Source organism: Limnobaculum xujianqingii (genome assembly GCF_013394855.1).
Classification (GTDB): domain Bacteria; phylum Pseudomonadota; class Gammaproteobacteria; order Enterobacterales; family Enterobacteriaceae; genus Limnobaculum; species Limnobaculum xujianqingii.
In genome coordinates this window covers 2239357-2265003 of sequence record NZ_JABMLK010000001.1, presented here as the reverse complement: position 1 = coordinate 2265003, position 25647 = coordinate 2239357, and the positions used below count along the sequence as shown (strand labels likewise).

19 protein-coding genes, 1 tRNA gene and 1 pseudogene are annotated in these 25647 nt (G+C 42.1%); 16 read left to right on the top strand and 5 right to left on the bottom strand.

The features are described from left to right. Nucleotides 1-112: 112 nt before the first annotated feature. The gene (locus GOL65_RS10270; protein ID WP_179038306.1) at nt 113-298 is read right to left on the bottom strand and encodes a YlcI/YnfO family protein; all 186 of its coding nucleotides are present in this window, start codon (nt 296-298) and stop codon (nt 113-115) included. Nucleotides 299-484: 186 nt separating this feature from the next. Here GOL65_RS10270 and GOL65_RS10265 point away from each other — a divergent pair, with 186 nt between their 5' ends. The 13 genes and pseudogenes from GOL65_RS10265 (at nt 485) to GOL65_RS10215 (ending at nt 15348) form a co-directional block, all read left to right on the top strand. After that, a complete protein-coding gene (locus tag GOL65_RS10265) occupies nt 485-676 on the top strand; it encodes a hypothetical protein (protein WP_179038305.1) in 192 nt (63 codons plus the stop codon). After that, nucleotides 669-851 carry a hypothetical protein gene (locus GOL65_RS10260; RefSeq protein WP_179038084.1) on the top strand — a complete coding sequence of 61 codons (183 nt, stop codon included), beginning with the start codon at nt 669-671 and terminating at the stop codon, nt 849-851. Before GOL65_RS10265 ends, GOL65_RS10260 begins: the two co-directional genes overlap by 8 nt. Further along, nucleotides 844-1062 (top strand): hypothetical protein, encoded by a 219-nt coding sequence (locus tag GOL65_RS10255; protein WP_140919732.1) that lies wholly within the window; start codon nt 844-846, stop codon nt 1060-1062. The genes GOL65_RS10260 and GOL65_RS10255 overlap by 8 nt, the downstream gene beginning before the upstream one ends. Further along, the gene (locus GOL65_RS10250; protein WP_140919733.1) at nt 1062-3752 is read left to right on the top strand and encodes a TOPRIM and DUF927 domain-containing protein; all 2691 of its coding nucleotides are present in this window, start codon (nt 1062-1064) and stop codon (nt 3750-3752) included. Before GOL65_RS10255 ends, GOL65_RS10250 begins: the two co-directional genes overlap by 1 nt. Before the next feature lie 324 nt (nt 3753-4076). Further along, nucleotides 4077-4838 (top strand): KilA-N domain-containing protein, encoded by a 762-nt coding sequence (locus tag GOL65_RS10245; protein WP_140919734.1) that lies wholly within the window; start codon nt 4077-4079, stop codon nt 4836-4838. A gap of 163 nt (nt 4839-5001) precedes the next feature. Beyond that, nucleotides 5002-5997, top strand: coding sequence for a P63C domain-containing protein (locus GOL65_RS10240; RefSeq protein ID WP_140919735.1), 996 nt, complete (start codon nt 5002-5004; stop codon nt 5995-5997). Nucleotides 5998-6652: 655 nt separating this feature from the next. After that, nucleotides 6653-6850: pseudogene (locus GOL65_RS22595) on the top strand (hypothetical protein); the annotation flags it as partial. 41 nt (nt 6851-6891) lie between these two features. Beyond that, entirely contained in the window at nt 6892-7134 is a 243-nt protein-coding gene (locus GOL65_RS10235) for a hypothetical protein (RefSeq protein ID WP_140919736.1), read from the top strand. 699 nt (nt 7135-7833) lie between these two features. After that, nucleotides 7834-8022 carry a hypothetical protein gene (locus GOL65_RS22200; protein ID WP_140919737.1) on the top strand — a complete coding sequence of 63 codons (189 nt, stop codon included), beginning with the start codon at nt 7834-7836 and terminating at the stop codon, nt 8020-8022. Nucleotides 8023-8612: 590 nt separating this feature from the next. Beyond that, entirely contained in the window at nt 8613-8990 is a 378-nt protein-coding gene (locus tag GOL65_RS10230; protein ID WP_140919738.1) for a hypothetical protein, read from the top strand. 383 nt (nt 8991-9373) lie between these two features. Continuing rightward, nucleotides 9374-9976, top strand: a complete 603-nt coding sequence (locus GOL65_RS10225; RefSeq protein ID WP_140919739.1) for a toxin-antitoxin system YwqK family antitoxin — start codon at nt 9374-9376, stop codon at nt 9974-9976. Nucleotides 9977-11078: 1102 nt separating this feature from the next. Beyond that, complete coding sequence (locus GOL65_RS10220) at nt 11079-12491, top strand: BapA/Bap/LapF family prefix-like domain-containing protein (protein ID WP_179038304.1); 1413 nt, start codon at nt 11079-11081, stop codon at nt 12489-12491. Beyond that, a complete protein-coding gene (locus GOL65_RS10215) occupies nt 12442-15348 on the top strand; it encodes an Ig-like domain-containing protein (RefSeq protein WP_179038303.1) in 2907 nt (968 codons plus the stop codon). Before GOL65_RS10220 ends, GOL65_RS10215 begins: the two co-directional genes overlap by 50 nt. A gap of 195 nt (nt 15349-15543) precedes the next feature. On the opposite strand, the gene GOL65_RS10210 is transcribed toward GOL65_RS10215, so the two are convergent. The 4 genes from GOL65_RS10210 to GOL65_RS10195 form a co-directional block, all read right to left on the bottom strand. After that, nucleotides 15544-18591 carry an autotransporter outer membrane beta-barrel domain-containing protein gene (locus tag GOL65_RS10210; RefSeq protein ID WP_140919742.1) on the bottom strand — a complete coding sequence of 1016 codons (3048 nt, stop codon included), beginning with the start codon at nt 18589-18591 and terminating at the stop codon, nt 15544-15546. 724 nt (nt 18592-19315) lie between these two features. Further along, on the bottom strand, nt 19316-20281 hold the full coding sequence (yjiA, locus tag GOL65_RS10205) for a GTPase (RefSeq protein WP_140919743.1): 966 nt from the start codon (nt 20279-20281) through the stop codon (nt 19316-19318). Nucleotides 20282-20300: 19 nt separating this feature from the next. Next, nucleotides 20301-20504 (bottom strand): YbdD/YjiX family protein, encoded by a 204-nt coding sequence (locus GOL65_RS10200; RefSeq protein WP_108901291.1) that lies wholly within the window; start codon nt 20502-20504, stop codon nt 20301-20303. Between the two features lie 146 nt (nt 20505-20650). Further along, nucleotides 20651-22804: a carbon starvation CstA family protein gene (locus GOL65_RS10195; RefSeq protein ID WP_140919744.1), complete on the bottom strand. Its 2154-nt coding sequence runs from the start codon at nt 22802-22804 to the stop codon at nt 20651-20653. Between the two features lie 592 nt (nt 22805-23396). Between GOL65_RS10195 and GOL65_RS10190 the strand changes: the two genes are divergently transcribed. The 3 genes from GOL65_RS10190 to nusA all read left to right on the top strand — a co-directional run bounded on the left by GOL65_RS10190 (nt 23397) and on the right by nusA (nt 25636). Next, nucleotides 23397-23473 (top strand) — tRNA-Met (locus tag GOL65_RS10190). Between the two features lie 202 nt (nt 23474-23675). Further along, nucleotides 23676-24128, top strand: a complete 453-nt coding sequence (gene rimP, locus GOL65_RS10185) for a ribosome maturation factor RimP (protein WP_140919745.1) — start codon at nt 23676-23678, stop codon at nt 24126-24128. 20 nt (nt 24129-24148) lie between these two features. Next, nucleotides 24149-25636: a transcription termination factor NusA gene (gene nusA, locus GOL65_RS10180; protein ID WP_140919746.1), complete on the top strand. Its 1488-nt coding sequence runs from the start codon at nt 24149-24151 to the stop codon at nt 25634-25636. Nucleotides 25637-25647 lie beyond the last annotated feature (11 nt).

Genomic DNA, 25647 nt, shown 5'->3' with positions numbered 1-25647 from the left:
GGTTTTCTCACTATCACTACGCGCGAGGTGAGTTTCTTCAGTCCATAAAAAAGGGTAACACTGCGAATGCTACCCTTTTGATAAATAAGCAGACCTCAACGTTGAGGTGTGTTCAGTCTTTGGCTTCTTCTTTAGGCTTTTTACGTTGTCGGCGTTTAATCTCACCTTTCGCCGCCGTTACGAGAAAGCCCGCCGTACTTTCCCCATCTTCTTTAAATTTTTCTATATCTTCCATTACATCATGGGGGATTCGAACAGTTGTCATTTGTGATTTTGCGTTCTTCGCGCCGGTTGCCATTACTAATGCTCCACTATTTAGGTGTATGTCAGTATACGCGAAAACAAAGAGAAAAAAAGACTTGAAGTGTATTTCACTTAAATGTAACCTCAGAACCCAAGGTGAAATACACCTTAAAATAACAAAGCCCCTCAGTGCTACTAACACCAAAGGGCTTCTAACCGCAACGTTAATGAGGCTAACGCTATGGCTGATATACAGCATACCCAAACTCACCCTAAATTTACATTTCTTCTTGGCTCAGGCCGTCAACGCCTGTCTGACCTTCTCCCGCTTCAGTTTATCTCGGTCACTGCTGCTAATGAGCAAGAAGTCCGTTCTCTGGCTGGGTTCCCTTCTCTGGTGTTCGTTTCTCGTCAGGAGGTTCGCCATGCATAATCTGATTGATAAGACTCCGCTAACATCTGAAGAGCTGGTAGAGCAATGTCTTGCTCTGACCTATAGCCTGCAAGCGGCAGAGCACACACCAGTAAAAGAGTCCCTTTCCTTCATCCTGCTTGAAAAGCTGGATACCTTGTTATCCCTGATGTCTTCGGAGGTTGCTGATGCGTGAATCCCTATCAAATGAAAGCCTTCAGAAGAGCCCTGATAATAGCCGCTCTGGTCTGGTTGATGTTTTGGATTTACGTGACCAGTTAAACCGTATAGCTAATCTGATTGAGGCCAGTTTGATTCTTTTGAATGATGGAAATCAGACGCGCATTGCTTTAGAGGTTCTGGATGTAGCATGGAAATATGCTCATGATGCGGGAGAGGCAGATTAATGAGACATCTCGATTTAATCCGTGATGTAACCAGTAAAGCACAAGGCCACTGGTGCGAAGTATTATCTTCAATTGGTATCAATGTACCGGAGAACCCTCGCACTCACGCCCCCTGCCCTGCTTGTGGTGGAAATGACCGATTTCGATTTGATGATAAGGACGGCAGAGGCACCCATCTTTGTAATGTTTGCGGTGCTGGTGATGGTCTGGAACTGGTCAAAAAGGTAAAGCAGTGTTCTAACTATGAGGCAGCTCAAATAGTGTCTGAGGCGTTAGGCGGTGATACTCGCTCAACCAGAGCCACCAGCCAAAAGATGGCATTTGACAGGCAGCAGGATGAAGCAGTATCACGCCATCAAACATTCCTCACTCGCTACACTGGCCTTAGGGAAAATGCCATTGAGCATGAGCATAGCTACCTGACCGGCAAAGGACTAACCGGTTTTCTGTTTCCCGTTCTGGCTGATGGTCGTTTACTTGCCTCACTGGTGGATGAGTCAGGAGCAGTAAGTGCCGCTCAAACCATTACGCCCGCAGGTGATAAACGACTATTGACCGGCTCCACTAAGAAAGGTGCGTTCTATCCTGTACAGAAGGCACCGGAGCGGGTATCAGTCATAATTATTGCTGAAGGGTTAGCAACGGCGTTATCTGTTCACCTGATACGTCCTGATGCTTTTACAGTGGCGGCTATTGACGCTGGTAACCTAAAGCCGGTTGCTGAAGTGATGCGCCGGAAATACCCTGAAGCGCAAATAATTATTGCTGCTGATAATGATATTAAGCCGGACGAACCCAACACTGGTAAAGAGAAAGCAGAACAGGCGGCAAAATCCGTAGCTGGATGGGTAGCCTTGCCGCCAACGGATGATAAGGCGGACTGGGACGACTACCGACAACTGAACGGCTTAGAGTGCGCCACAGGCGCGTTTAATGCGTCTCTATATCAGTGTAATTCTGAGCCGCCAGCAACAACATCAAATCCAATGACCATTAAACGTGACCCATTAAAGCCCTATGCTGATATTCGTCACGGCGGTTTGTATTGGATTGAACCAAAAACTGACAGGGATACCGGCGAACAAATAGAGCGTGAAAGCTGGTTGTGCGACCCGCTAATCATTGCAGGCATTGGTGAGGATGATAACGAACGTTATCTGATTCTGAAATGGACGCCTGAAGGCAGTCAGACAGAGCGCACGGAGGCGCTCCCTATGCGTGATATTGGTGAGCGCGAAGGTTGGGCTAAGTTACGCGCTGGTGGCTTGTCTATCACTGCAAGAAGCGGATTGCGGGCTATCCTTGCCGACTACCTTCAGCGTAGCGGTAAGCGGGATATGTGGTCGATAGCCGGCGCTACTGGTTGGCAGTGTGGCGCATACATCATGCCGGATGGTTCTGTTATTGGTGAACCAGATAAACCAGTATTGTTTAACGGGCGTTCTGCTGCGGCTAAAGGTTATACGGTGAAAGGGACAGCGGAAAGCTGGCGAGATAGTGTAGGACTGCTGGCATCGGGTAACCCTTCCATGATGTTAGGCATAGCCTGCGCCTTTGCTGCTCCATTGATTGGCCTTGCTGGTGCTGATGGGTTTGGTGTTCACCTGTTCGGTGGCTCATCAGCAGGTAAGACAACAACTGGTAACGCAGCCACCAGTATCTACGGTGAACCCGAAGGACTGAAGTTGACGTGGTATTCCACTGCGTTAGGGCTGGTGAACGAAGCCGCTGCTCATAACGATGGTTTTATGCCGCTGGATGAAATCGGACAAGGGAGTAATCGCAAAGCAGTTGCTGATGCTGCTTATGCGCTGTTTAACGGCGTGGGTAAGATTCAGGGGGCTAAAGAAGGCGGTAATCGTGATGTTAAACGCTGGCGGGCAATGGCCTTCAGTACCGGTGAGATTGACCTTGAGAGCTATATCCGTGCTGATGGCGGTAAGGTTAATGCCGGTCAACTGGTCAGGCTGCTAAATGTCCCTATTACCAAAGCTTTAGAGTTTCACGGGCATGCTGATGGTAAAGCTCACGCTGATGCTATGCGAGATGCCTGTCTGAATCATTATGGTGCTGTAGGCCGCGAATGGGTAAAGTACCTTGCCAGCCAGAAAGAAGCCGCTGCCGAGGCAGTAAGAGCAGCAGAACGCCGCTGGTTATCATTGTTACCTGCTGAAGCCAGTGAGCAGGTACGCCGTGTATCGTCCCGCTTTGCCGTTCTGGAAGCCGCATTGCTCTTATCTCATCATCTTACTGGCTGGACGGAACAAGAGAGTCGTGACGCACTTCAGCACAGCTTCAATGCATGGGTGAATGAGTTTGGTATGCAGAACCGAGAAGCTAAGGCATGGATAGAACAGGCTGAGTCATTCTTACAACGCTATGGTTATAGCCGGTATATGCCACACCCCAGCAGTGACCCGCGAGACCTGCCGATTAAAGACCTTGCCGGTTATCGGGTAAAAAACCGAATGAGTGAAGAGATTGTCTTTCATACATGGCCTGCCGTGTTCAAAGATGAAATTGCCACAGGTGCGAACCATATCGCCTTTGCTCAGGTTTTAGCGGATGTCGGTATGTTGGATAAGCCAAAGAAAGGGATCACCAAGAAAACGCTGGTGGTTGATGGTAAACAGCCTCACTTCATCGTTCTGCGCTATCAGCCAGAGGCAGACGATGAATCAGAAGAATAATTGTGATGTAAATCACATTGGCATTTCTCACATGTGAGGAAAAACAGGTTGGTTTGGTCGGTTGGTCGGTTTTCTTGTGGTAGTATCTATTAATATCAATAAGTTAATTAACTCAAGAAAACCGACCTCAAACCGACTTTAGCCAGAAAAAACCGACTTAATGATATAGAGATTATCTGTGTTAAATGACGTACAGTTATTCGGAAAAATTGAGATAACAGTCTAATATATAAATTATTTTTTCATTTAGAGATCAGGATCAAAAATAAGTCTTTAGCTACCGTTATTATTGATTTTTCTTTCAATATTTTAAGGTGGTTATAAATGTATCAATTCCCACTAGCTTTAATTCCTCATGAAATTGAGGGTGAAATAATTCATTTAAGAGCTAAAGATGGCTATATAAACGCAACAGCAATGTGTCAGTTAGCTAATAAGTCATTTCATGATTATTCAAGGCTTAAGGTTACAGGAGAATTTCTCACTGAGTTAAGTAACGAAACGGGAATTCCCGTTTCGGAGCTAATTCAGACATTTAAAGGTGGGAGAGTAGAAAACCAAGGTACGTGGATACATCCTCAGGTTGGTATTAATCTTGCTCAGTGGTTATCTCCAAAGTTTGCTGTAAGAGTGTCTGGATGGATTTATGAATGGATGAATGGAGGAGGGGTTCCATCAACTAAACTTCCGGTTCATTTAGAAAGATATATGATTAATAGAGCCGCAATTCCGCATACACATTTTTCTATTCTTAATGAGTTAACATTTAACTTAGTTGCTCCATTAGAGCAGGCCGGATATACACTGCCTGAAAACATGGTTCCTGATATATCTCAGGGTCAGGTGTTTTCGAAGTGGCTAAGAGAAAATCGAGGAGTAGAGCCAAAAACATTTCCAACATATGCTCATAAATATCCTGATGGTCGAATTTATCCTGCAAGACTGTATCCAAATGAGTATCTGGCAGATTTCAAAGAGCACTTTAATACCGTTTGGTTGCCAAATCATGCTCCAAAATATTTCGGAGAACGAGACAAAAAAGCTTTAGGCTTGATAGAGAAAATTTTACTTCCTGATTTAAGCTAATTGTTAAAAGCCTCTCTCGGTTATGTAGGGGTAGTGACGAATATGAGATTTGATTATTCAAGTAGGATTCATCTTTATCAGCAAGCAAAGTTTAAAAATAGCTTGCTGATGTTGTTCTTTTAGAATTAATATGAAATCAAATGTTATTTTATAGGGTATATCTATGGATAGTAATGAGAATGGCCGTTCTAAAGGTGGAAAAGAGAGGGCTAAGAAATTAACACCTGAACGTAGAGTTGAAATAGCTAGAATGGGTGCTGTAGCTAAGAACCTTCCTAAGGCCACTCATAGAGGAGCGCTTAAGATCGCTGATATAGAAATACCATGTTTTGTTCTTGATGATGGTCGTAGAGTAATTACTGGACGAGGGTTGACTAGCGCAATCGGAATGAAAGGTCGGGGTCAAGGGGTTAGCCGTATTGCTACTCATAGGATGGTTAATCACAATAATAACAATGAATTAGTATCGGCCATTCAATCACCAATTAAATTTATAGGGGCTGTATCACCAAGAAAAGATGGTCTGAGTGATGGCTTTGAAGCCATTGTTTTACAAGAAATATGCGAGTCTATATTGACTGCGAGAGATCTAAATATTCTGAGTACTGAGCAAGAATATAGATATGCTCAACACGCGGATATGTTGATACGTGCCTTTGCTAGAGTAGGTATAGTTTCATTAGTTGATGAAGCTACAGGGTATCAAGAGGTTAGGCCGCGAGATGCTTTACAAGAATATTTGAATAAAATCATCAGTAAAGAGTTAGCTGCGTGGGCAAAGAAATTTCCTGATGAATTTTATGAAAATATTTACAAACTAAGGGGATGGCCATGGCAGGGAATGAGTAAAAATAGATATAGTGTTGTTTCTCATTATACAAGAGACTTAGTTTATGAGCGTTTAGGTGATGGTGTATTGAAAGAACTTGAAAGAAAGTCCCCTAAAAATGATAAAGGAAGTAGAAATAATAAGCTTCATCAGTGGTTAACCGATGATATTGGCAATCCGATGTTGTCTCAACATCTTCATTCTTTGGTTATGCTTCAACGCTTGGCTATATCTAGTGGATATGGTTGGAAACGATTTATTAAGATGGTAGATCAAGTCATGCCTAAAAAAGGTGGTACATTTGAGCTTGAGTTAACAGATCCTTCTTGAGCAATATTAAAATATTTCAATGTATTAATAATTTTTTGTTTGATATTAATCTGAAAGTTGTGCCTATCTTCTTTGACAGATCATTCATCAGCCAATTTTTTATCTCTTAGTATATTGTGTAGAGGTATTGATTCATAAATACAGTTATTACAATCATAAGCTTGGTAGCAAAGTTCAAGTTGACATCCATTTTTTTGTATCTGGAAATCAATTATTTCTGCGACAAGATCAATTAAATTCATAGTCATCCTATGTAATGAAAAACATTTATTAGCATACAATAATAATTTATTTATAACACTCAGTATTAGGGCATTTAATTGAACAAAATATATTAATTGTTAATGTCACTCTGGTCAGCTTTCCATTCGTGCGATAGCTGATAAGTACGGGGTCAACGAGAAGACCATCCGCAATAGGATTAAATCCGCAGGATGGGTAGTAAGTGAAAGTCCGCAAAATGTCCGCAGTGCGGATAACGCAGAAAGTCAGAGTCAGACAGGGATTAGCTCCGGTTCAGTTGATAATCAATCCGCAGCCAGACCCCAAGAAAGCCAAAGTATTCTGAAAGGCTGAGTGCTTTTCTAATAATCATTACTCTCTGAATGGCAATTTACCCTGTAGATAATGGGTATTTGCAGAGCGCAATTTTACGCTTTGCTATGAAAACAATGAGTTACATAACGGTAAGCCGCAGCCATTCTATCAGATGATAAGGGATGGTTGGATGATACTCGTATTCTGTTTTACTGGTCAGGCGGCAATAGCATTTAAACGAGAGTATTTTGCTTGCGATTCCTATGCAGAAATACTAAAAGTTTATGACTTCCTTGAATTAATCTATCTAAATTAACCCCTAAAGTTTTTGATTAATAATTTAGCAAGAGGTGGAATATGCCTAATGATAAATTAATGAAAGCAAGCCAATGGAAAACCCGTGGGTTCTCATCCGGTTCTGAGCCGGATAATCGAACCATTAAAAAATGGATTGAGAATGGAACTCTGGCAGGCAGAGTAATTAACGGCACCTCTTATGTGTACGAAAGTGAAAAATACGGGGTCAGTTCCCAAATATCCTCAATTGTTGCTGAGTTAGTGAGGGAATCAAAAGTAGTAAGTAAAAAATCATTTAAATAAGACTAAAAAGTTAGAATCAAGAGAATGTATCTATTAATTCACAATAAAACCGACCTTAGAAAGCAAAAACCGACCTTGAAAAATCCAGAGTCGGTTTTTTTATTCAATATAACTAATTAATAAATAACAATTTTTACATAAAAAACCGACCAACCGACCAAACCGACGCACTTTTGCTTATATACAAAAGATATAGTGTGATGAGTATCACATTTTGGTGGGTATATTTTGGTTACCAGTATGAAAAGTTACCACCAAGAGTTACCACTGCAAACCAAGCTGTAAACCAAATCCTGACAGGGTTAATCAACTAATTAGGGTGCAAAAAGTTTCCATGCGAACCCCAAGAAAACCAAAGTTTTTTAAACGCGACTCTTACCGCAACCTTAGCATTAATAGGGTGGGATAGAGCAGTATTCCTACATGAAAAGTACACACAGGAACGGCGATAAAAATCCGCAATAGTACGCAGAAAAATCCACACTGCGAACTAAGTGCGAACCAAGCTATAAGCCCACTGATATAAAGAGTTTAGTATATTTTTTATCAGTAAAAAGTTACCACCCAGACCGCAAGAAAACGCAAGTATTTTACTGGAAACCGAAGTGGAAACCGCCAAAGAGCAGCCTAATGCTTTATGCGGATAACATGACAAACGATAATAGGTACTCATAACAGCGTAGTTCTCAGAGGTACATCATGTTAGACCATCAGACAGTCGAATTAACACTAATTGAGGTCGCTAATCAGCAGGGCTTAACCTTGGATGGCAAAGACCTGTTAGAGATTAGGACGAGAATAGCGACAACACTGGCTGCTAAAAAGCTCCATCGCCAAAGAATGAAAGCGCCAGCTTACCAGTGGAAGAAACTAGCCCCCCGCAGATGATTTAGCTTTATTTACCTTGACAGACTTGGACAAGTTGAGCGTCAGAAAAGAGCTATAATCCTTGCTATGTCTGATGTTAGACAAAATTTCATAGTAAAGCTCGTCAAACAAATTATCTCAACAAATAGCCGCTTTCTCACCCTCTGTTGATAGTTAAAATTTAGGACTGATTATGACGGATTAAAAACCTGATAATAACGCAAGTGTGTGCCATTACTGGCCTGAAGCCATATTTAAGCATTGGTTATGTCCTAAATTATTCTGAGACTGATACCTGATTTAGTTTTATTAAGTTATACAGACTTAGACAGATTTGCGGCAAGTACTCAGCATAATCCCTTGCTCTTAGCGGCCTTAGTTAATATTTGGAGTTGAAGCAGGTCAAACAAATTTCTCTAAAAGTTACTGGTTCGTCATTTTCTATTACAGGCACAATTTCTTGACAGGGTTTGACGGATTAACTGTAGGTAAGTAGCTGAATCCCTTTCTATGTTAGGATTGATTAGAGTTTCTGATGGAAGCTCGTCAAATGATTAATTTAGCATGATAATTTGCCTTGAAATTATGTAATAGGGATATATGGGAGAGATATGGAAAATATAATTACGGTTGGAAAAGCGTATGGTCAGCTATCAGGGAATGTAACGCAAATAATTACATTTACTATTGTTTTAATGCTATTCGGGCTTACAGGCGTTACTACGTTTAAAAGGAAGCAATACTTTCGTTTTGCTGTTGTTGTTCTTGCGGGTCTTCCTGTCGCGTATGGTCTGGTGATTAATGGTATGTATATCTCCTATGAAATGGGGGAAGCGGCTAAGGAAATTGGTGGATTACATTCATTAGCTGCGTTTTCTGGATGGCCTTTATATATTGGTGGTTTAGTTATTGGGATATTTACATTGGCACTTTTTGCAAAGCACATAAAAAAGGAACTGGGAGAGACAAATACCAAGGCCGCTAAATAGTTATATTTAAGCGACCTAAAGATACGCAAGTAAGAGTTAGATAGCATCAAATAAGATGAGAAGAAAATTATTTTGATGGTATAAATGATGGTATAAAAATGTTTTTATTAATTTATGCATTATTTATCATTGAGATGTAATTAAAGTCGAGACCCGTCCTCGTACCAATATGAAGTAAACAGACGTCTACGGACGTCTTTTTTTATGCCTGAAATTCAGTAGCTATGTGTTTTTTTCTGTCTATTGCCATACAGCATTAATTGACGATACTTCCGGTTAGGTTAAATTTATACCGTCAAAAGGGTTTATGCATGGCATTATAACTAGTTAGATGTTGATAATAGTGTGCAAAAAGAATTAATAAAACACAGGGAAGATTCACAATGAAAAAAATACTCATTTTAGTTCTATTTTGGTTACCTTTTACGGTTTGGGCAAACAACACGAATAACTATACTGAGCAAATTGTTGCTTATTTCGACATGTCAGAGAACTTGTGTTCAGGAAAAACCACAGATGCTTATTATTATAGAACTGTTCTACAAAACAACTCTGACGGTAGCTCTCTTATTCAGGACTTTTATGTGCTTTCTGAACAGGCTGATCCTACAGATACACTTAAATTAACTGACCCGTATAAGGTTAAAACAACCTCATTAAAAGAATTTGATTCGGTACCCATTGAAGGAACAAAAACGATGTGGGCGGCTAATGGGGTTAAATTTAGTGAAACAAACTATTTAGATGGTAAGCCACATGGGGCAAGTTTTGCCTGGTATCCTGTGAATGGTGAAAAATGGATTGAATTAAATTATGTTAATGGAAAGAAAGAAGGTTCTTACACCTCTTGGTATCTTAATGGTCAAAAAGAAGAAGAAGGTCAATTTTTAAATGGTCTATCAGATGGTTTATGGCTTTCATGGTATGAAGATGGCAAACAAAAAAGTACTTACTCTTTTAAGAATGGTGAAGTGATTAAGAAATAGTTTTGTATCAAGATAAAAATCTGACCTATTTTTTAGTTTTCTTTTTCCCGTTAAAAATCTCTGCGGGAGGCTCGCCGGCATGAACCTGGAATAAACAACACGAAATGAAAGGATTACGTAAACATAGTATCCGCTGGTCCATTGAGACGCACTGTTCTCCCATTGCTGGAGAATAGCCAGAAGCTGCCTTGGTTTTTGCTTTCCCAATCCAGACACTCACATTGTTCTTCCTGTTATGTGCAAGCGCATCTCAAAAACGATTGTTCTGTCATGCACAATATTCATCTCATCAACAAGATACCTCACTGCTATCACAACATCTTTCTCATATTGATGATTGTCGTCTGGATCGTCTATTGTATTATCTTCACTTATTTTTGATCGTATTCTTTTGAATAAATGTGTTTTCTTGATATTAAGCTTTCAGAATTAGGCGGCAAGATAACTATACCATATCTCTGTCTTGGAACATTCAGGATAAGCGGTAGTAGTATTATCTTGTTATTGGTAGCAAATTATTCGATTTTCATTATAAATTAGTTTGATGATATTTCCCTATTAATAGTGATATTTATGTCGTTTATGATTGATTGCTTTTTCTTATCAATTAAATATGACGATGATGATATGTAAACTAATACTAAAGTTAGTATTTTAAAATGATTTTATGCAGGTTTTTTTATTTCTGGCGCTTGGTTTTATTTATGGTAATTTTTTATTTTCAATAAATATTAATTATTTAAATGAAAGTTGTGGTAAAAACATTCTCTATTATTGTTTTTTATTAATGAGTTGAATTTTGTCAATCACCTGATTTTACTGTTTTATTATGGCATGCTTCTTTAAATTAATAATATTGCACAAGGCTATTTATATCATGTTGTTATAATTAGTTATTGTATGTTTGGTGTTAATTTATTTAATTGAAGTTTAATTTGTTTTCTGGTTGATTTTATTGAAGTAAATATATTTATCTTCCCTGATTTTAATTTTTATTGATGATTATTTAACGGATGGAATTATTTTTAACTCATACCATAATTTATCTCATTAAGTGTGTGAGATTTTTTAACCTGCATAGCTTTATATTTTGGGGAATGGTATGGATAGTGATAATAATTCAAATTATTCAATGAATAATAAAATTAATATTTTGTCCAGAGAGGGCGGTAATTTTATTTCTTCGGTTACGCTTTTTTCCGGAACTCAGACTATAGCATTAACAGAACCATCGATTATTGATATTCATGGTGATGTGAAAACGGTTGTTCGTTATGAACGTCAAGGCAATGATCTTATTATACATATGGCGGATGGCTCTGTCGTAATATGTAAAGATTACTTTTTTGAAGTAGATGGAACTCATAGTGAATTAGTTTTTACTGATGATGCACAGGGGATTGTACATGTTACATTCCCGGAAAGTCAGGAAGTTAATGTACTTATTCCGGAATATCAAATAATGGAGGATATTTCGCCTCTTTATCTGGGAGAGCAACATAGTTCAGATTATCTCTTCCCATTGGGATTGGGGGCCTTAGCCATACTGGGGACAGGAATTGCTATTGCTAACAATAGTAGTAAGGGGTCTTTTATCGATATATCTACTGATGACCCTCAACCCTCCATTCCCCCTGCTCCAACCATTGTTCCGCCTTTTACAGATAACCTGTTAAATCTCGTTGAAAGTCAAAATGAGCAGGTAATAAGTGGTACAACAGGTATAACAGGCTCCGGACAAAGCGTAACCGTATCTATTGCCGGAAATACATACATGGCAAATGTAGATGATAACGGTAACTGGAGTTTAATTCTTTCGCCATCCATCTTAACTTCTCTGGCACAAGGGGAAGTGCCTGTAACAGTAGTGGCGGCTAATAGTGCTGGTCTGACAGGAACGGTTTCAACGGTTTTTTTAGTCGATACAATTCCACCTGTAGTTACTGTTAATCCTATGACACCAGATAATGTTGTTAATCTGGCTGAATCACATAACTCTATCTTCATTACCGGAACATCTGAGCCAGGAACATCAATATTAGTAACTTATAATAATCAACAGTATATGACGAAAGCTGATGAGCAAGGTATGTGGAGTGTAGAGTTACCACCAGATACGTTAAGCGGCATGAGTAATGAAATATATACATTAACAGCTGTCGCTACTGACTCTGCTGGGAATAGTGCCAGCGCAAGTCAGTCTGTAACTATGGCACTTGTACCTCCCGCTCCTACGTTAAATATCCCTTTTAATGACGATATTCTGAATAGCAGTGATATCACGCAGCCCCAGCAGCTTAGCGGTGTAACTAATTCCTATGGAGAAAATCAAACTGTTGTGGTGAATATTGGTGGCTTGAATGTTAATCAGCACGCTATAACACAACGAGACAGCAGTGGTAAATGGGCAATATTAGTTGCTCCTGAGGCTGGGGGGCATACCTATGTAGCTCAGGTTGATGTTAATGGCAACTGGGTATTGGATTTACCCCCCCGAGATTCTACAACAGCTTAATAACGGCACTATTACGATTACTGTTGCTGCTGCTGACGGACTGGGAAACTATGGTATTGCGCCCCAACAGGACTTCTTTGTGGATACCATACCTCCCACTTTGACTACGGATCCGATAGCAATAGATAACATTATCAGCGGGCCTGAAAGCCTCAATCCTCTTGTCATAACTGGAAGTTATATCGATCTGGAAATCGGACAGCCTATTACGCTGGTGTTAAATAACATCACTTATACCACGGTTGCCGATGGTAGTGGTTTGTGGAGTATTGAAATCCCATCGATAGATTTAAGAGCCCTCCCTCAGGGAGAGATAGGTATTGTATTAAGTGCCAGCGATCTGGCCGGGAACAACAGTACGCAAACCAAGCTAATCGCGGTAGATACACAAGTATTTCTGACGGTTGCTCCAATATCAGGTGACGATATCATTAATGCTGTGGAAGCGGCTTCTTCTGTGGTGGTCAGTGGAACCGCAGATGTTGCTGATAGTGGCCGGACAGTGACTGTCACTCTGGAAGGCACAGACTATACCACTACGGTACAGAGCGATGGCACCTGGAGTCTCTCTATTCCGTCGGCGGATATCAGTGTACTGGCAGATGGTGATTATACTATCAGTGCCAGCCTGTCTGACAGTGTAGGTAATAGTATCTCGGTTGACCATAACATTACGCTGGATGTAAACACTAATCTCCCAACTTTAATTATCAACGCATTTACTGGTGATAACTATATTAACTTGCAGGAAATCGCTCAGGCGATGACTGTTACAGGCAATACGAACAATGTTGAAGAAGGCCAAATAGTTACTATCAACCTCAATGGTCAGAATTATTCGGGAACAGTATTGGAAGATGGAACCTGGAGTCTGGTGGTTCCGGCTGAGGATGTGGCGGTTTTATCAGATGGGGACTATACCGTAACGGGCAGCGTCTCGAATGTGATTGGTAATTCGGTAACTATTCATGGCGGACTTACTGTTGATACCCTAATTGAGCTGACTATTGGTACCGTTGCTGATGACGATATTATCGATAATACTGAGGCAGCCTCACCAGTGACCATCAGCGGAACAGCATCGGCAGATGATGTTAATGTAATTGTTACAGTAACGCTTAATGGTGTGGATTATACGGCTACAGTACAAACAGGTGGTAGCTGGAGTTTGGATATTCCGGCCGCGGACATTCAGGCTCTTCCCGATGGCCCTTATACTCTGACTGCCAGCTATACCGATTTCGCCTTAAATAGCATCTCCGTCGATCACAACATTACTATTAATGCATCAGCACCTCTTACGCTGACCATTAATGATATTAGTAATAACAACTATATAAACTCCACTGAAATTAATCAGGATTTATTAATTAGCGGTACCTCTACTGGCGTGGCGGCAGGTCGGATTGTAACCGTGACTTTCAATGAGCTTGAGTATACGGCCACCGTTCAGTCAGATGGAAGTTGGAGTTTTACTGTTCCTGCTTTGGCTGTGGGAGCAACTCCGGACAATATTTATATTGTATCCGCGAGTGTTACTAACAGTAGCGGCACTGAAGCAACCGCTCAGCATGCCGTCATCGTGGATACTTATATTGCTTTAACGATTGATCCAATAACCGGAGATGACATCATTAACTCCGCAGAGCTGACCGCACCGGTGTGGATATACGGTATTGCCTCCGGGGATGATGTCAGTTCGATTATCACGCTGACCATGGGTACTTTCACCTATACTGTCAATCCAAATCTTAACGGTTCCTGGAGTTTTAATATTCCTACTGCTGATTTGCAAAGCCTTGGTAATGGAAGTTATACATTACACGCCACTATGGGGGACTTGTCTGGCAATATCATAGCGATTGATCATCCCTTTACGATTAACACCAGTGTCCCGGCAGTAGCCATGTACCAGATTGCTGGAGATGATTATATTAATGCTCTGGAAGTCAATGCACCTTTAACGGTTACGGGGACAACGATAGGAGTAGAGGCCGGTCAGTCAGTAATAATTACTTTAAATGGGATTTCTTATACGGCCTTTGTAGGTATCGGAGGTAGTTGGGGAACCAGTATTCCCGCTGCCGATATACAAGCCTTGCCTGATGATACTTACTCAATAACAGCATCGGTTAGTACGGTTGGTGGTATTGAAGCAGATACTTCCAGAGTGCTGACCTTTATGACTGAAACAGTAAATCAACCAACGTTGAATATTAATTCAGTGACGGTGGATAACACCCTTAGCGCAAGTGAAATGACTACCGATTTAATTATTACGGGAACCAGTACCCATATCCATCCGGGGTTGAATATTCTGGTAACACTTAACGGCGATACTTATTCAGCGCAGACAGGTAGTAACGGTAATTGGCAGATAACCGTACCTGTTGCAGCTTTGGAGGCATTACCGCAAGGCTCCGTCGCATTGGAGGTGACAGCGCAAGATATCGCGGGAAATTCTGTTACACAGAATGGTAATTTTGTTGTTGATACTGGAGACGCGAGATTATCAGTACTGTTTTCACTGATGGCCACAGAGCAGAATATTGATAGTTACCAACCCCATGATGAGACAAAAACAACCGACAAAAATACTGCTGATAGTACCAATGGTATGAGTAACCTGATATTTAATTATTCTCTTATCGATCTGATTGAGCCAGCATTGAGTAATTCTCAAACAGCTCATGTGGCGAGTAGTGCCAAATCAGGAGAGTTGCCACTTTCATTGCCTGATAGCACCGAAGACAAAAATGGCCAGCACGGTGCTCTTTTAATCTCCGCCGAAGATGAAGATAGCGGTTATATCACATTATTCAATTCACCGGAGGAAATCAGGGGGTGCCAACGTTGAGCATGCTATAGAGAGCCAATCTTTTGATGTATACCACAACGTATCGTTGGGACTGGATAATACTTTAGTTCAGGAAAACATATATATGTAGATATGCGATAGCTTTTGCTTATCCACAAAAAGAGGACACATATTGTGTCCTCTTTGTCATTAAGCCATTAAATCAGCTGTATATTTTATTCAGGGCGGAACTAATCAGAAGCTATACTTAATTCCAAATATTGCCTGAGTATCACTATAGCCTTCGCCACCTATTTGCTGACCAATGCTACCCCACATATTCAGATTGTTGTTCAGGTGAGCTTCTAAGCCAACCTTAACTTCTCCGATATTACGGGTTCCTGCCTGATAGTCGGATACACCATTCATCGCTACGCCAAAGTTTTTGCTGTTATAGATCCAGTTAGCTTCCACAAACGGTTGGAATACGCGACCGGTGTTATCATCAATTTCGCTATGACCCTGACGATAAGCGCGTAAGCCTAAGCGGGTCGACAGGTTATCTCCATTACCAGTGACTTTGGTCCCATTTGCTTCATAATGTTTATCCGCATGGATACCCATCCAGGTTACCTGAGCTTTTGGCTGTAGCCAGTAACTTACGCGTTCGCTCTGACCCATTTTAAAGCTGTAGCCAGTCTCAAGCGAAGCTAACCAGCCTTTAGAGTCATAGTTCTCTTGTGCCAAACCATCACCCTGAACCGTATTATCAAACCAGGCATACTGCACCCAGCTGTCAACATAGAGTCCGGATTTATCGGCCTGATTAGCATACCAGGTGCCATACAGACCCAGAGCATAACCATCCACTTTGTTTTTGGAGCGGTAAGCGCTGTATTTGGCATCGGTATTACCATGAGAGTAACCATAGCCAGCCATTACGCCTAAGTTAAGACGATCCAGACCATCGGTACTCCACTGAGCCACATCTCCACCGATTTGTACCACATAACGGTTAGTTTGGGTTTTTGCTTGTCCGGACTGAGTTCTGCTACGGTTATGACCGCCTTCCTGACGTAACCACATGCTGGTGACTTTTGTTTCGCCAGTTAAGTAATCCGTATATTGCGTTTCACCCAGCCGATCGTGTAAGCGAGACAGGAACATGGTGTTGGCTGCCGCCAGGTTAGCTATATAAGCACCACTTTCCGGGCGCATAACCTTGATGCCGCCATCGCTTCCCCCATTACCTTCATCAGGCTGTTCAGGGGTTGGAGTCGGAGTCTCTGGTTCAACGGGTATTTCGGGTTCAGTAGGTACTTCAGGCTCAGTTGGTGGCTGTGGAATGTAATTCACTAGATACCAATTGTTTCCCGATTTTGCTACATCATATTCATAAGCACCGGCAACGATACGCCCACCTTTAACAAAGGCATCATCCGTTGAACCTTGAGTGGTAATAATTTCGATACCGTCAACGGTTTCACCACCGGTCCCGCCCGCGTTATTGATCATCACGTATGTCAGACCAGATGCCTGACCTTCAATAATTACCTTGTCAGTTTCTGAGTTATCATCGCCTAAAACCGTGTCCAGTATTAGTGAACCACCATTACCTACATAATCATGTGAGATGGTCAGGCGAGTATTGGTCTGCGCACCCGTTCCGCTCAGGGATACTGTCCCTGCGTTGTGCATCGAGTCGATAGTTTGATCGTAGTCATTCAGATTCAGCAGGCCATTTTGCTGAATGTCATGGAATGAATTAGCGCTGAAGACGTTGACTCTGCCCGCCTGCAATTCACCACCATAAACAGTGGTTGAACCAGAATAAGTATTGCTAACTTCAGCCTGCATTTCGTCAACAGGATTAAGAATAGTCACGCCACTATAAACATTAACGTTACCTAAACCCTGAACGGTGCTTTCCATTGGCGTATCGAAAATATAGTCAGTATTGCTATGGTTAAAGTTAACGCTTCCCTGGCCTTCACCAAACAGAACTTTGCTGACGTTTAAATAGCCCGCTTCACTGATGGTATCACCCAGTAGTGAGCCGATATAAAGTGATCCCGTTGAATTGCTATTTTTAGCTATAGAGAGCAAACCTTGTTCACCAGTGATTTGATGATCATAGTAGGAACCAACTGAAGGATCATAGGCATCAAATTCATACATCCGGGTCGCATTAACAGTACCCTGATTTTTAACCACTAAGGTGCCCTGACCAGAATAGCCAACATTGATCTCACCAATGATAGATTCAGCATGAATCTCTTCATGTTCATTAATACCGTCACCATCATAATCTGCAAAGTATTTTTTGCCCATGGTGCCAGCAACATTCAGCGTACCATTATCTATAGTGACAAAACCGGTACCGCTATTATGGCCAATAACAAATGCTGCTTTTTCAGGTGTTAGTGCATCTATGGTTGTCGTATCATTGCCTTCGTAATATCCGACGGCGTTTATATAAGCTTCATCGCTAACGAATATTTGCCCAACGCTGTTTGCACCGGAACCAACAATGGTACCTGTGTGGAGGGCAGCACGGCTGGTTGCTGTTCCATCGCTATTTTTACCGTTGACAATAAGCGTTCCCTGGCCGCCGTTGTATCCAATAATCGCTTGTGCGGTACCAATATTTGTTTCGTCAAAGATTTCACTATCAGGAGGGAGGTAGGCTGAATATCCGCCACCCAGTAGTTTCCCGCCGCTTAATACCGAGACTTGACCTGATGAGTTTGTACCATCGCCAATAAACAGTTTAGCGTCAGCACTAACCCCAAAGCCGGTACCAACAATATTTAACTTACCGTCTCCGCCGTCAGAACCAACGGTGACATTCTCTCTTGACTCCATTGAATGAGAGTTTGGGTTTTGGTGAGCTAAAGTTTTACCGGAACTTAATAACGTGACTTCACCTACGCTATTGGTACCACTACCAATGATGATTTCACTGTCAGTCTGGCTCCAGACGAAAAAGTCGGGCGCCTTTTCAAAAATAATAGAGGCGTTTCCGCCTGCATTGCCAACAATATATCTCTCGGTTCTACCTACAGAATGGGGATTAAACCAATCCCAACTATCAATAGGGGCGTGAATGGTTTGGTCAGTATTACCGATGATGGTGGTCGATTTTTCACTGTCATCGTAGTTGATATTCCAACTCTCATCAGCGTGATAATCGGTGCCAGTATTGTTCCACTCTGCGGTGAAATAGGCGCTACTGGTAGCAGGATAGATAGACAATGCGGTCATCACTAAGATGGCGATGTCCGTTTTTTTGATTTTTTTCATCCCTGATACTCTCCACAACGATAGAAAAATTTATCCAAGTGACCTGGTAAAAAATGAAGTCATAATCTCCCTCCGCACAGATTTATCTATAATCGGAATGATGCTTCATTAAAAAGTCAGAGTCGCAACTGTTTAGCTTTAGCTTATTAGTCGGCTAATAATAAATTATGAAATAGAAATCAATTCATTTGATTTCATGTTCAACGTGTTTGCAGGAGGTGTGTTTTATAAATAATTCTTTATTTATCAAATTCATATCCTTATGTGGCTTCCATTGAATTATCTATAACAACAAGATTGAGTTGGTGATTAATTCATCTGTATAGCAACGCTTTTATAATAATAGAATAAATGTTGGTCAAATATCAATAGTTCTTATCTATTCTTTGGATAGATAACGACATTATTTACTTAATTTTACTCAATGATGTTTATGTATTATTCAATTTTTAATGGTTATATTTTGTTGAGATTATGTTATTTTTTAATTTCACTATCGAGAATTCTTCTATTTATTTGATTTATATTAGTAAAATTATTTATTTTTCATAAATTATATTTATATAATATCAATTCAAATATGTGTGATTTTATTATATGAAACAGTTTAATAAGCTGATTTTTTATCATGGTAATTAAGTTGATATACTGTTAATTAAAACAAAAAAGCCCGGTATTTACAGGGCTTTTTGTGTTTTTGAATTGGTGTTATTGATGATAATTATCAGTTTGATAACTCGGCAAATTTGGTTCGAATTTCTTCTTCTGGTAAATCGATACCAATGAATACCATGGTGCTTTTCTGTTCTTCATCAGAAAGCCACTCACGATCCCAGTCAGCGTTATACAGGCGTTGTACGCCTTGAAATAACAAACGACGAGGCTCGTCTTTTATCAATAAAATTCCTTTATAACGCAGTAAGTTGTCGGCAAATTTCACCAAAAGATTTTCCATAACCTCTGATATTTGCATCAGCTCTACCGGTTGATCGTGGTAAATGACTATTGACTGAATATTATTTTGTGGCTGAGGTATGCGGCGAAAAATTGGCATTGGTGCTGCAACATTTAACTTATCATTAAGTACAAAGCCTTCAATATCAAACAACAGACTAAGGTCGATATTACCGTGAGTCACTTTATGTATAGAGGCACGAGCATTCATTAGCTGTAGTCGCTGGATCAGCGCTTCGTTATCTGTTGCCACATCGGTTTTGGTTAGCAAAATACGATCGGCGTAGCCGATTTGGGCCTGTGAGATAGTAAACTGGTTCAGTTGCTGATCGGCATGTACTGCATCAACTAATGTGAGGATGCCATCTAACAGAAAACGTTGGCAAATAAGTTCGTGGGCAAAAAACGCTTGAGTAATCGGGCCTGGGTCGGCCATACCGGTACATTCGATAATCAGACGATCAAATTCCAACTGATTTTTATCTACGCCATCTAACAAATCCAACAGCGCGTTTTCCAATTCATCTGATTTACTGCAACAAATGCAGCCGTTGCTGAGGGTAGTAATACGGCTGGCGCGATCGCTAATGATGGTGTTGTCTATCGGTACTTCACCAAATTCATTTTCAATAACGGCGATTTTGTAACCGTGATTTTCATTCAGAATATGGCGTAACAGTGTGGTTTTACCTGCACCCAAAAAGCCTGTCAGGATCGTGACTGCAATGGGTTTCATATAGCATCCTTAATGTTTATTAGCAGCAGCGCATTCCGCCTTTACCGTCTGCACCATAGCGGGCATCCTGACGTTCGCGGAAAAACTCTTCATAAGTCATCGGCGTTTGGTCCGGGTGAGTGAGCTTTATATGTTGAACGTAATTATCATAGTCAGGTACACCGATTAACATACGTGCTGCTTGTCCAAGATATTTACCAGCCTGACCGAGATTTCCAAACATTTTGTTCTCCAGGAAAATACGCTACAGATATTATCTGTAAACCTGATGGATAATGGGCGCAGTGTTTGCTGCGCCCATGAATATCAGATCTTAAGTTGTTCTGAATACGGCATCATTTACATTATGCAGCGTATTCATTACGTCTATTAGTGGTGCGAAGAAATCTGAATACCACCTTCAGGAACTGGCACAAAAGGCGTTTCCTGATCGGTACGTTCTGGTTTCTTACGAGCAGCCATCGCGGTTTTGATACCGTAGAAAATGATGCTGTAAACCACTAACAGGAACAGGATGCTTAAACCAGCGTTAGTGTAGTTGTTGACTACAATGTGGTTCATGTTTGCAATCTGTTGTGCCGTCAGGTTAGCGCCACCTTCTGCGATCTTCTGCTTATAGGTGTTAGCCTGGAAGAAGAAGCCTTCAAGCTGTGGATTGTCGCTCAGCAGTTTCAGACCCAGAGCATAAGTGGTGATGATCAACAGCCAAACCGCTGGAATCACAGTAACCCAAATGTACTTGGTACGCTTCATCTTAATCAGTACAACAGTACTCAGAACCAGCGCTACAGCTGCTAACATCTGGTTGGAGATACCGAACAGAGGCCACAGGCTCTTCACGCCGCCTAATGGATCCACTACGCCTTGATACAGTAAATAACCCCAAAGACCAACACAACCTGCAGTACCGACAATGCCGGCAACCAGAGAATCGGTTTTCTTCAGGAATGGTACGAAGTTACCCAGCAAGTCTTGCAGCATGAAGCGGCCAGAACGAGTACCGGCATCCAGAGCGGTCAGAATGAAAAGTGCTTCAAATAAAATACCGAAGTGGTACCAGAAACCCATGTCTGCAGCAGGAATGATCTGATGGAACACGTGTGCAATACCAACAGCTAATGTTGGAGCACCACCAGCACGGTTCAGTACTGAAGGTTCACCGATGTCTTTAGCGGTTTGCAGGATTTGCTCAGGACTGATGACGAAGCCCCATGAACTAACGGTAGCCGCAGCATGAGTAGTCACATCACGTAGTGATTCCATGATCATTGGCGCATCTGCAGTACCCAGTCTGTGCAGGTCTGGCATGGTGATGCCTAACGCTGCTGGTGGGGTATTCATTGCAAAGTACAGACCTGGCTCAATAATAGAAGCCGCGATCAGCGCCATGATAGCTACGAAAGATTCCATCAGCATTGCGCCGTAACCGATAAAGCGAGAGTCGGTTTCGCAAGCCAGTAGTTTTGGTGTAGTACCAGAAGAGATTAGTGCGTGGAAGCCAGAAACAGCACCACAGGCAATAGTAATAAACAGGAATGGGAACAGTGAACCTTTCCAGACTGGACCAGTACCGTCAACAAACTGCGTTACCGCAGGCATTTTCAGGTCCGGGTTCAGGATCACGATACCAATTGCTAAGCCAACAATAACACCGATTTTCAGGAAAGTTGCCAGATAATCGCGCGGTGCCAGAATCAACCATACAGGCAGTAAGGCAGAGATAAAGGCATAACCAATCAGCGTATAGGTAATAGTGGTGTCTTTGAAAGTCAGAGCAGGGCCCCAGTATGGGTCATGGGCAATAACGCCACCGAACCAAATGGATGCAACTAACAGTACGATACCGATAACCGAAACTTCGCCCACACGACCCGGGCGTAAGAAGCGCATGTAAATCCCCATAAACAGCGCAATCGGTACAGTAGAACATACGGTGAATACGCCCCATGGGCTTTCGGCTAAGGCTTTAACAACGATCAGAGCCAGTACCGCCAGAATGATGATCATAATCAGGAAGCAGCCAAACAGCGCGATAGTTCCCGGAACCGGGCCCATTTCCTTTTTGATGATCTCACCCAGTGAAGCACCGTTACGGCGTGAGGAGATGAACAGTACCATAAAGTCTTGTACTGCACCTGCTAATACCACACCGGCCAACAGCCATAGGGTACCTGGCAGATAACCAACTTGCGCAGCCAATACAGGACCAACTAAAGGACCCGCACCAGCGATGGCGGCAAAATGGTGACCAAACAGTACTTTTTTGTTAGTAGGTACGTAGTTCAGACCGTCATTATTAATCACGGCTGGGGTTGCACGGTTTGGATCCAATTGCATCACTTTAGAAGCGATATAAAGGCTGTAGTAGCGATATGCCACCAGATAAACCGATACCGAAGCAACGATAATCCACAGGGCACTGATGGACTCACCACGGCGCAGAGCAACTACGCCCAGGCAAGAAGCACCGAGTATCGCCAACAATATCCATGGGATATGTTTTAATATTCCCTCTCTTTTCATGAGGTATCCTTTTTCTTCCTATCTGTAATAAATTGAGTGATTAGCCCGGTTATATGTCGTTTTAAGCAAGTCGCTGCCTGATCCGGACAAATGTCATTTCCACCCTAATAATAAGGGGGGGAATATAATAGTGACGTCTCATTATCATGACCCGCGTCAAGGGATAACATCTCAATTTGAGTCAGCGGTTTGATCTGAAGGCTAAGCGGTTAAAATCGAATGGTGAGTGGTTGAGTATCCGGTTTACTTGAACAGCAGCGATGGCAGATTAATCGAATAGCGTGTTTTTATTGCCTTCTGGCTCATGTTGGCCATTTTTAAAATCAAATGCCGTGTTGCGCTAATAGATAAAATTTTGATTTCTTCCCGAGGAATCCGTATTATCCGCGTATCTAAGGTGTTTATATTGTCATTAAGTTATCGTATGCAAATATAAAAGATGCAGTCATTGGATTTAGACAGGCAAAGCCGGTTAGTGAATATTTATCATCATTAAACCAACCGCATTAGTATTTCAGGCCTGCCCCATAAGCATTACCTTTTGAACATTTGCGTTTTGCAGGTGGTTAGCGTATTATACGCATCGTTCGGACGCGGGGTGGAGCAGCCTGGTAGCTCGTCGGGCTCATAACCCGAAGGTCGTCGGTTCAAATCCGGCCCCCGCAACCATTTTCCCTAGTTTATTTTCAAATAGAGCAACGACAGTTTGTTGTGGTTGTGTATTTGAAAAGATACTCTCTGAGTCAGCAGCTCAATCGCTTTCTCAGTAACAGGGTCCAGTTGCAAAAAACCCCGACTTATCGGGGTTTTTTGTTATTAGACAGCAGAATCACTGGGCTTTATGCCCTTTTTTTATGTCTTGGGGGTGGGGTTGGCCACGCTAGAGCAGAAGTTGACAGAGTTGATAAGCGCACCGGTGGAAGCATTAGGCTTTGAACTGGTTGGTATTGAGTTCATCCGTGGGCGTCAATCGACACTGCGTATCTACATTGACAGCGAAAACGGTATTAATGTCGATGATTGCGCCGATGTCAGTCATCAGGTCAGTGCGGTACTGGATGTTGAAGATCCAATTACCACGGCCTATAACCTGGAGGTATCGTCTCCGGGTCTGGAAAGACCATTATTCACAGCGGCTCACTATGAGCGCTTTATCAATGAAGACGTATCCCTGACTTTACGCATGGGTGTACAAAACCGTCGTAGATGGGCAGGCAAGATTAAATCCGTCGAGGGTGAAATGATAACTCTTGATGTGGATGGTAAAGATGAAGTATTCGCTCTGAGCAATATTCAGAAGGCGAATCTGGTCCCCCACTTTTAGAGCTCATATGAGGCAACTAGATGAATAAAGAGATTCTGGCTGTTGTTGAAGCGGTTTCTAATGAAAAGGCGCTTCCTCGTGAGAAAATTTTCGAGGCGCTAGAAACAGCTCTGGCAACGGCAACTAAGAAAAAGTATGAGCAAGAAATCGAGGTTCGCGTAAGTATCGATCATCGTTCAGGTGATTTTGATACTTTCCGCCGCTGGATGGTGGTTGAAACTGTTACGCAACCTACACGTGAAATTACGTTAGATGCAGCTCGTCTTGATGAACCTGAAATTCAGGTTGGCGATTACGTTGAAGATCAAATTGAATCAGTAACGTTTGACCGCATTACAACTCAGACCGCGAAACAGGTTATCGTACAGAAAGTACGTGAAGCTGAGCGTGCGATGGTGGTTGAACAATTCCGCGAGTACGAAGGCGAAATCGTTACTGGTGTAGTTAAAAAAGTTAACCGCGATAGCATTATTCTCGATTTAGGTAACAACGCAGAAGCGGTTATCGGTCGTGAAGATATGTTACCGCGCGAAAACTTCCGTCCAGGCGACCGTGTTCGTGGCGTACTGTATATCGTCCGTCCGGAAGCACGTGGTGCTCAGCTGTTTATTAGCCGTTCACGCCCGGAAATGCTGATCGAACTGTTCCGCATTGAAGTGCCGGAAATTGGCGAAGAAGTTATCGAAATTAAAGCCGCCGCTCGTGACCCGGGTTCTCGTGCGAAAATCGCAGTGAAAACCAACGATAAGCGTATCGATCCGGTTGGTGCCTGTGTTGGTATGCGCGGTGCGCGTGTACAGGCTGTTTCAGGTGAATTGGGCGGTGAGCGTATCGATATCGTGTTATGGGATGATAACCCTGCACAGTTTGTGATTAATGCGATGGCCCCCGCAGACGTGGCCTCTATCGTCGTTGACGAAGATAGACATACCATGGATATCGCTGTAGAAGCCGGAAATTTGGCTCAGGCGATTGGTCGTAACGGTCAAAACGTTCGTCTTGCTGCTCAGCTAACAGGCTGGGAACTGAACGTAATGACAACTGAAGAGTTACATGCAAAACATCAGGCAGAAACGTACGCTGCTATCGATGCCTTTACCAAGTATCTGGATATCGATGAAGATTTCGCTACTGTACTGGTACAGGAAGGTTTCTCATCTCTGGAAGAGCTGGCTTATGTGCCGGTGAAAGAGCTGTTAGAAATTGACGGTCTGGATGAAGATACCATTGAAGCGTTACGTACCCGTGCTAAAAATGCGTTAACTACGCTGGCATTAGCACAGGAAGAGAGCCTTGGCGACAACAAGCCGGCAGAAGATTTATTAGGTCTGCCTAATCTTGATCGTTCTATGGCGTACAAATTGGCTGCAAAAGGCGTTTGTACGTTAGAAGACCTTGCAGAGCAAGGTGTTGACGATTTAACAGATATTGATGGCCTGACCAGCGAAAAAGCGGGTGAGTTAATTATGGCCGCACGTAATATTTGTTGGTTTGGCGATCAAGAGTAATCACTGTAGCA

What these genes read in the sequence shown, in the direction of transcription:
- GOL65_RS10270 (WP_179038306.1), bottom strand. Translation starts at nt 298, where the DNA reads ATGGCAACCGGCGCGAAGAACGCAAAATCACAAATGACAACTGTTCGA.
- GOL65_RS10265 (WP_179038305.1), top strand. Translation starts at nt 485, where the DNA reads ATGGCTGATATACAGCATACCCAAACTCACCCTAAATTTACATTTCTT.
- GOL65_RS10260 (WP_179038084.1), top strand. Translation starts at nt 669, where the DNA reads ATGCATAATCTGATTGATAAGACTCCGCTAACATCTGAAGAGCTGGTA.
- GOL65_RS10255 (WP_140919732.1), top strand. Translation starts at nt 844, where the DNA reads ATGCGTGAATCCCTATCAAATGAAAGCCTTCAGAAGAGCCCTGATAAT.
- GOL65_RS10250 (WP_140919733.1), top strand. Translation starts at nt 1,062, where the DNA reads ATGAGACATCTCGATTTAATCCGTGATGTAACCAGTAAAGCACAAGGC.
- GOL65_RS10245 (WP_140919734.1), top strand. Translation starts at nt 4,077, where the DNA reads ATGTATCAATTCCCACTAGCTTTAATTCCTCATGAAATTGAGGGTGAA.
- GOL65_RS10240 (WP_140919735.1), top strand. Translation starts at nt 5,002, where the DNA reads ATGGATAGTAATGAGAATGGCCGTTCTAAAGGTGGAAAAGAGAGGGCT.
- GOL65_RS10235 (WP_140919736.1), top strand. Translation starts at nt 6,892, where the DNA reads ATGCCTAATGATAAATTAATGAAAGCAAGCCAATGGAAAACCCGTGGG.
- GOL65_RS22200 (WP_140919737.1), top strand. Translation starts at nt 7,834, where the DNA reads ATGTTAGACCATCAGACAGTCGAATTAACACTAATTGAGGTCGCTAAT.
- GOL65_RS10230 (WP_140919738.1), top strand. Translation starts at nt 8,613, where the DNA reads ATGGAAAATATAATTACGGTTGGAAAAGCGTATGGTCAGCTATCAGGG.
- GOL65_RS10225 (WP_140919739.1), top strand. Translation starts at nt 9,374, where the DNA reads ATGAAAAAAATACTCATTTTAGTTCTATTTTGGTTACCTTTTACGGTT.
- GOL65_RS10220 (WP_179038304.1), top strand. Translation starts at nt 11,079, where the DNA reads ATGGATAGTGATAATAATTCAAATTATTCAATGAATAATAAAATTAAT.
- GOL65_RS10215 (WP_179038303.1), top strand. Translation starts at nt 12,442, where the DNA reads ATGGCAACTGGGTATTGGATTTACCCCCCCGAGATTCTACAACAGCTT.
- GOL65_RS10210 (WP_140919742.1), bottom strand. Translation starts at nt 18,591, where the DNA reads ATGAAAAAAATCAAAAAAACGGACATCGCCATCTTAGTGATGACCGCA.
- yjiA (WP_140919743.1), bottom strand. Translation starts at nt 20,281, where the DNA reads ATGAAACCCATTGCAGTCACGATCCTGACAGGCTTTTTGGGTGCAGGT.
- GOL65_RS10200 (WP_108901291.1), bottom strand. Translation starts at nt 20,504, where the DNA reads ATGTTTGGAAATCTCGGTCAGGCTGGTAAATATCTTGGACAAGCAGCA.
- GOL65_RS10195 (WP_140919744.1), bottom strand. Translation starts at nt 22,804, where the DNA reads ATGAAAAGAGAGGGAATATTAAAACATATCCCATGGATATTGTTGGCG.
- nusA (WP_140919746.1), top strand. Translation starts at nt 24,149, where the DNA reads ATGAATAAAGAGATTCTGGCTGTTGTTGAAGCGGTTTCTAATGAAAAG.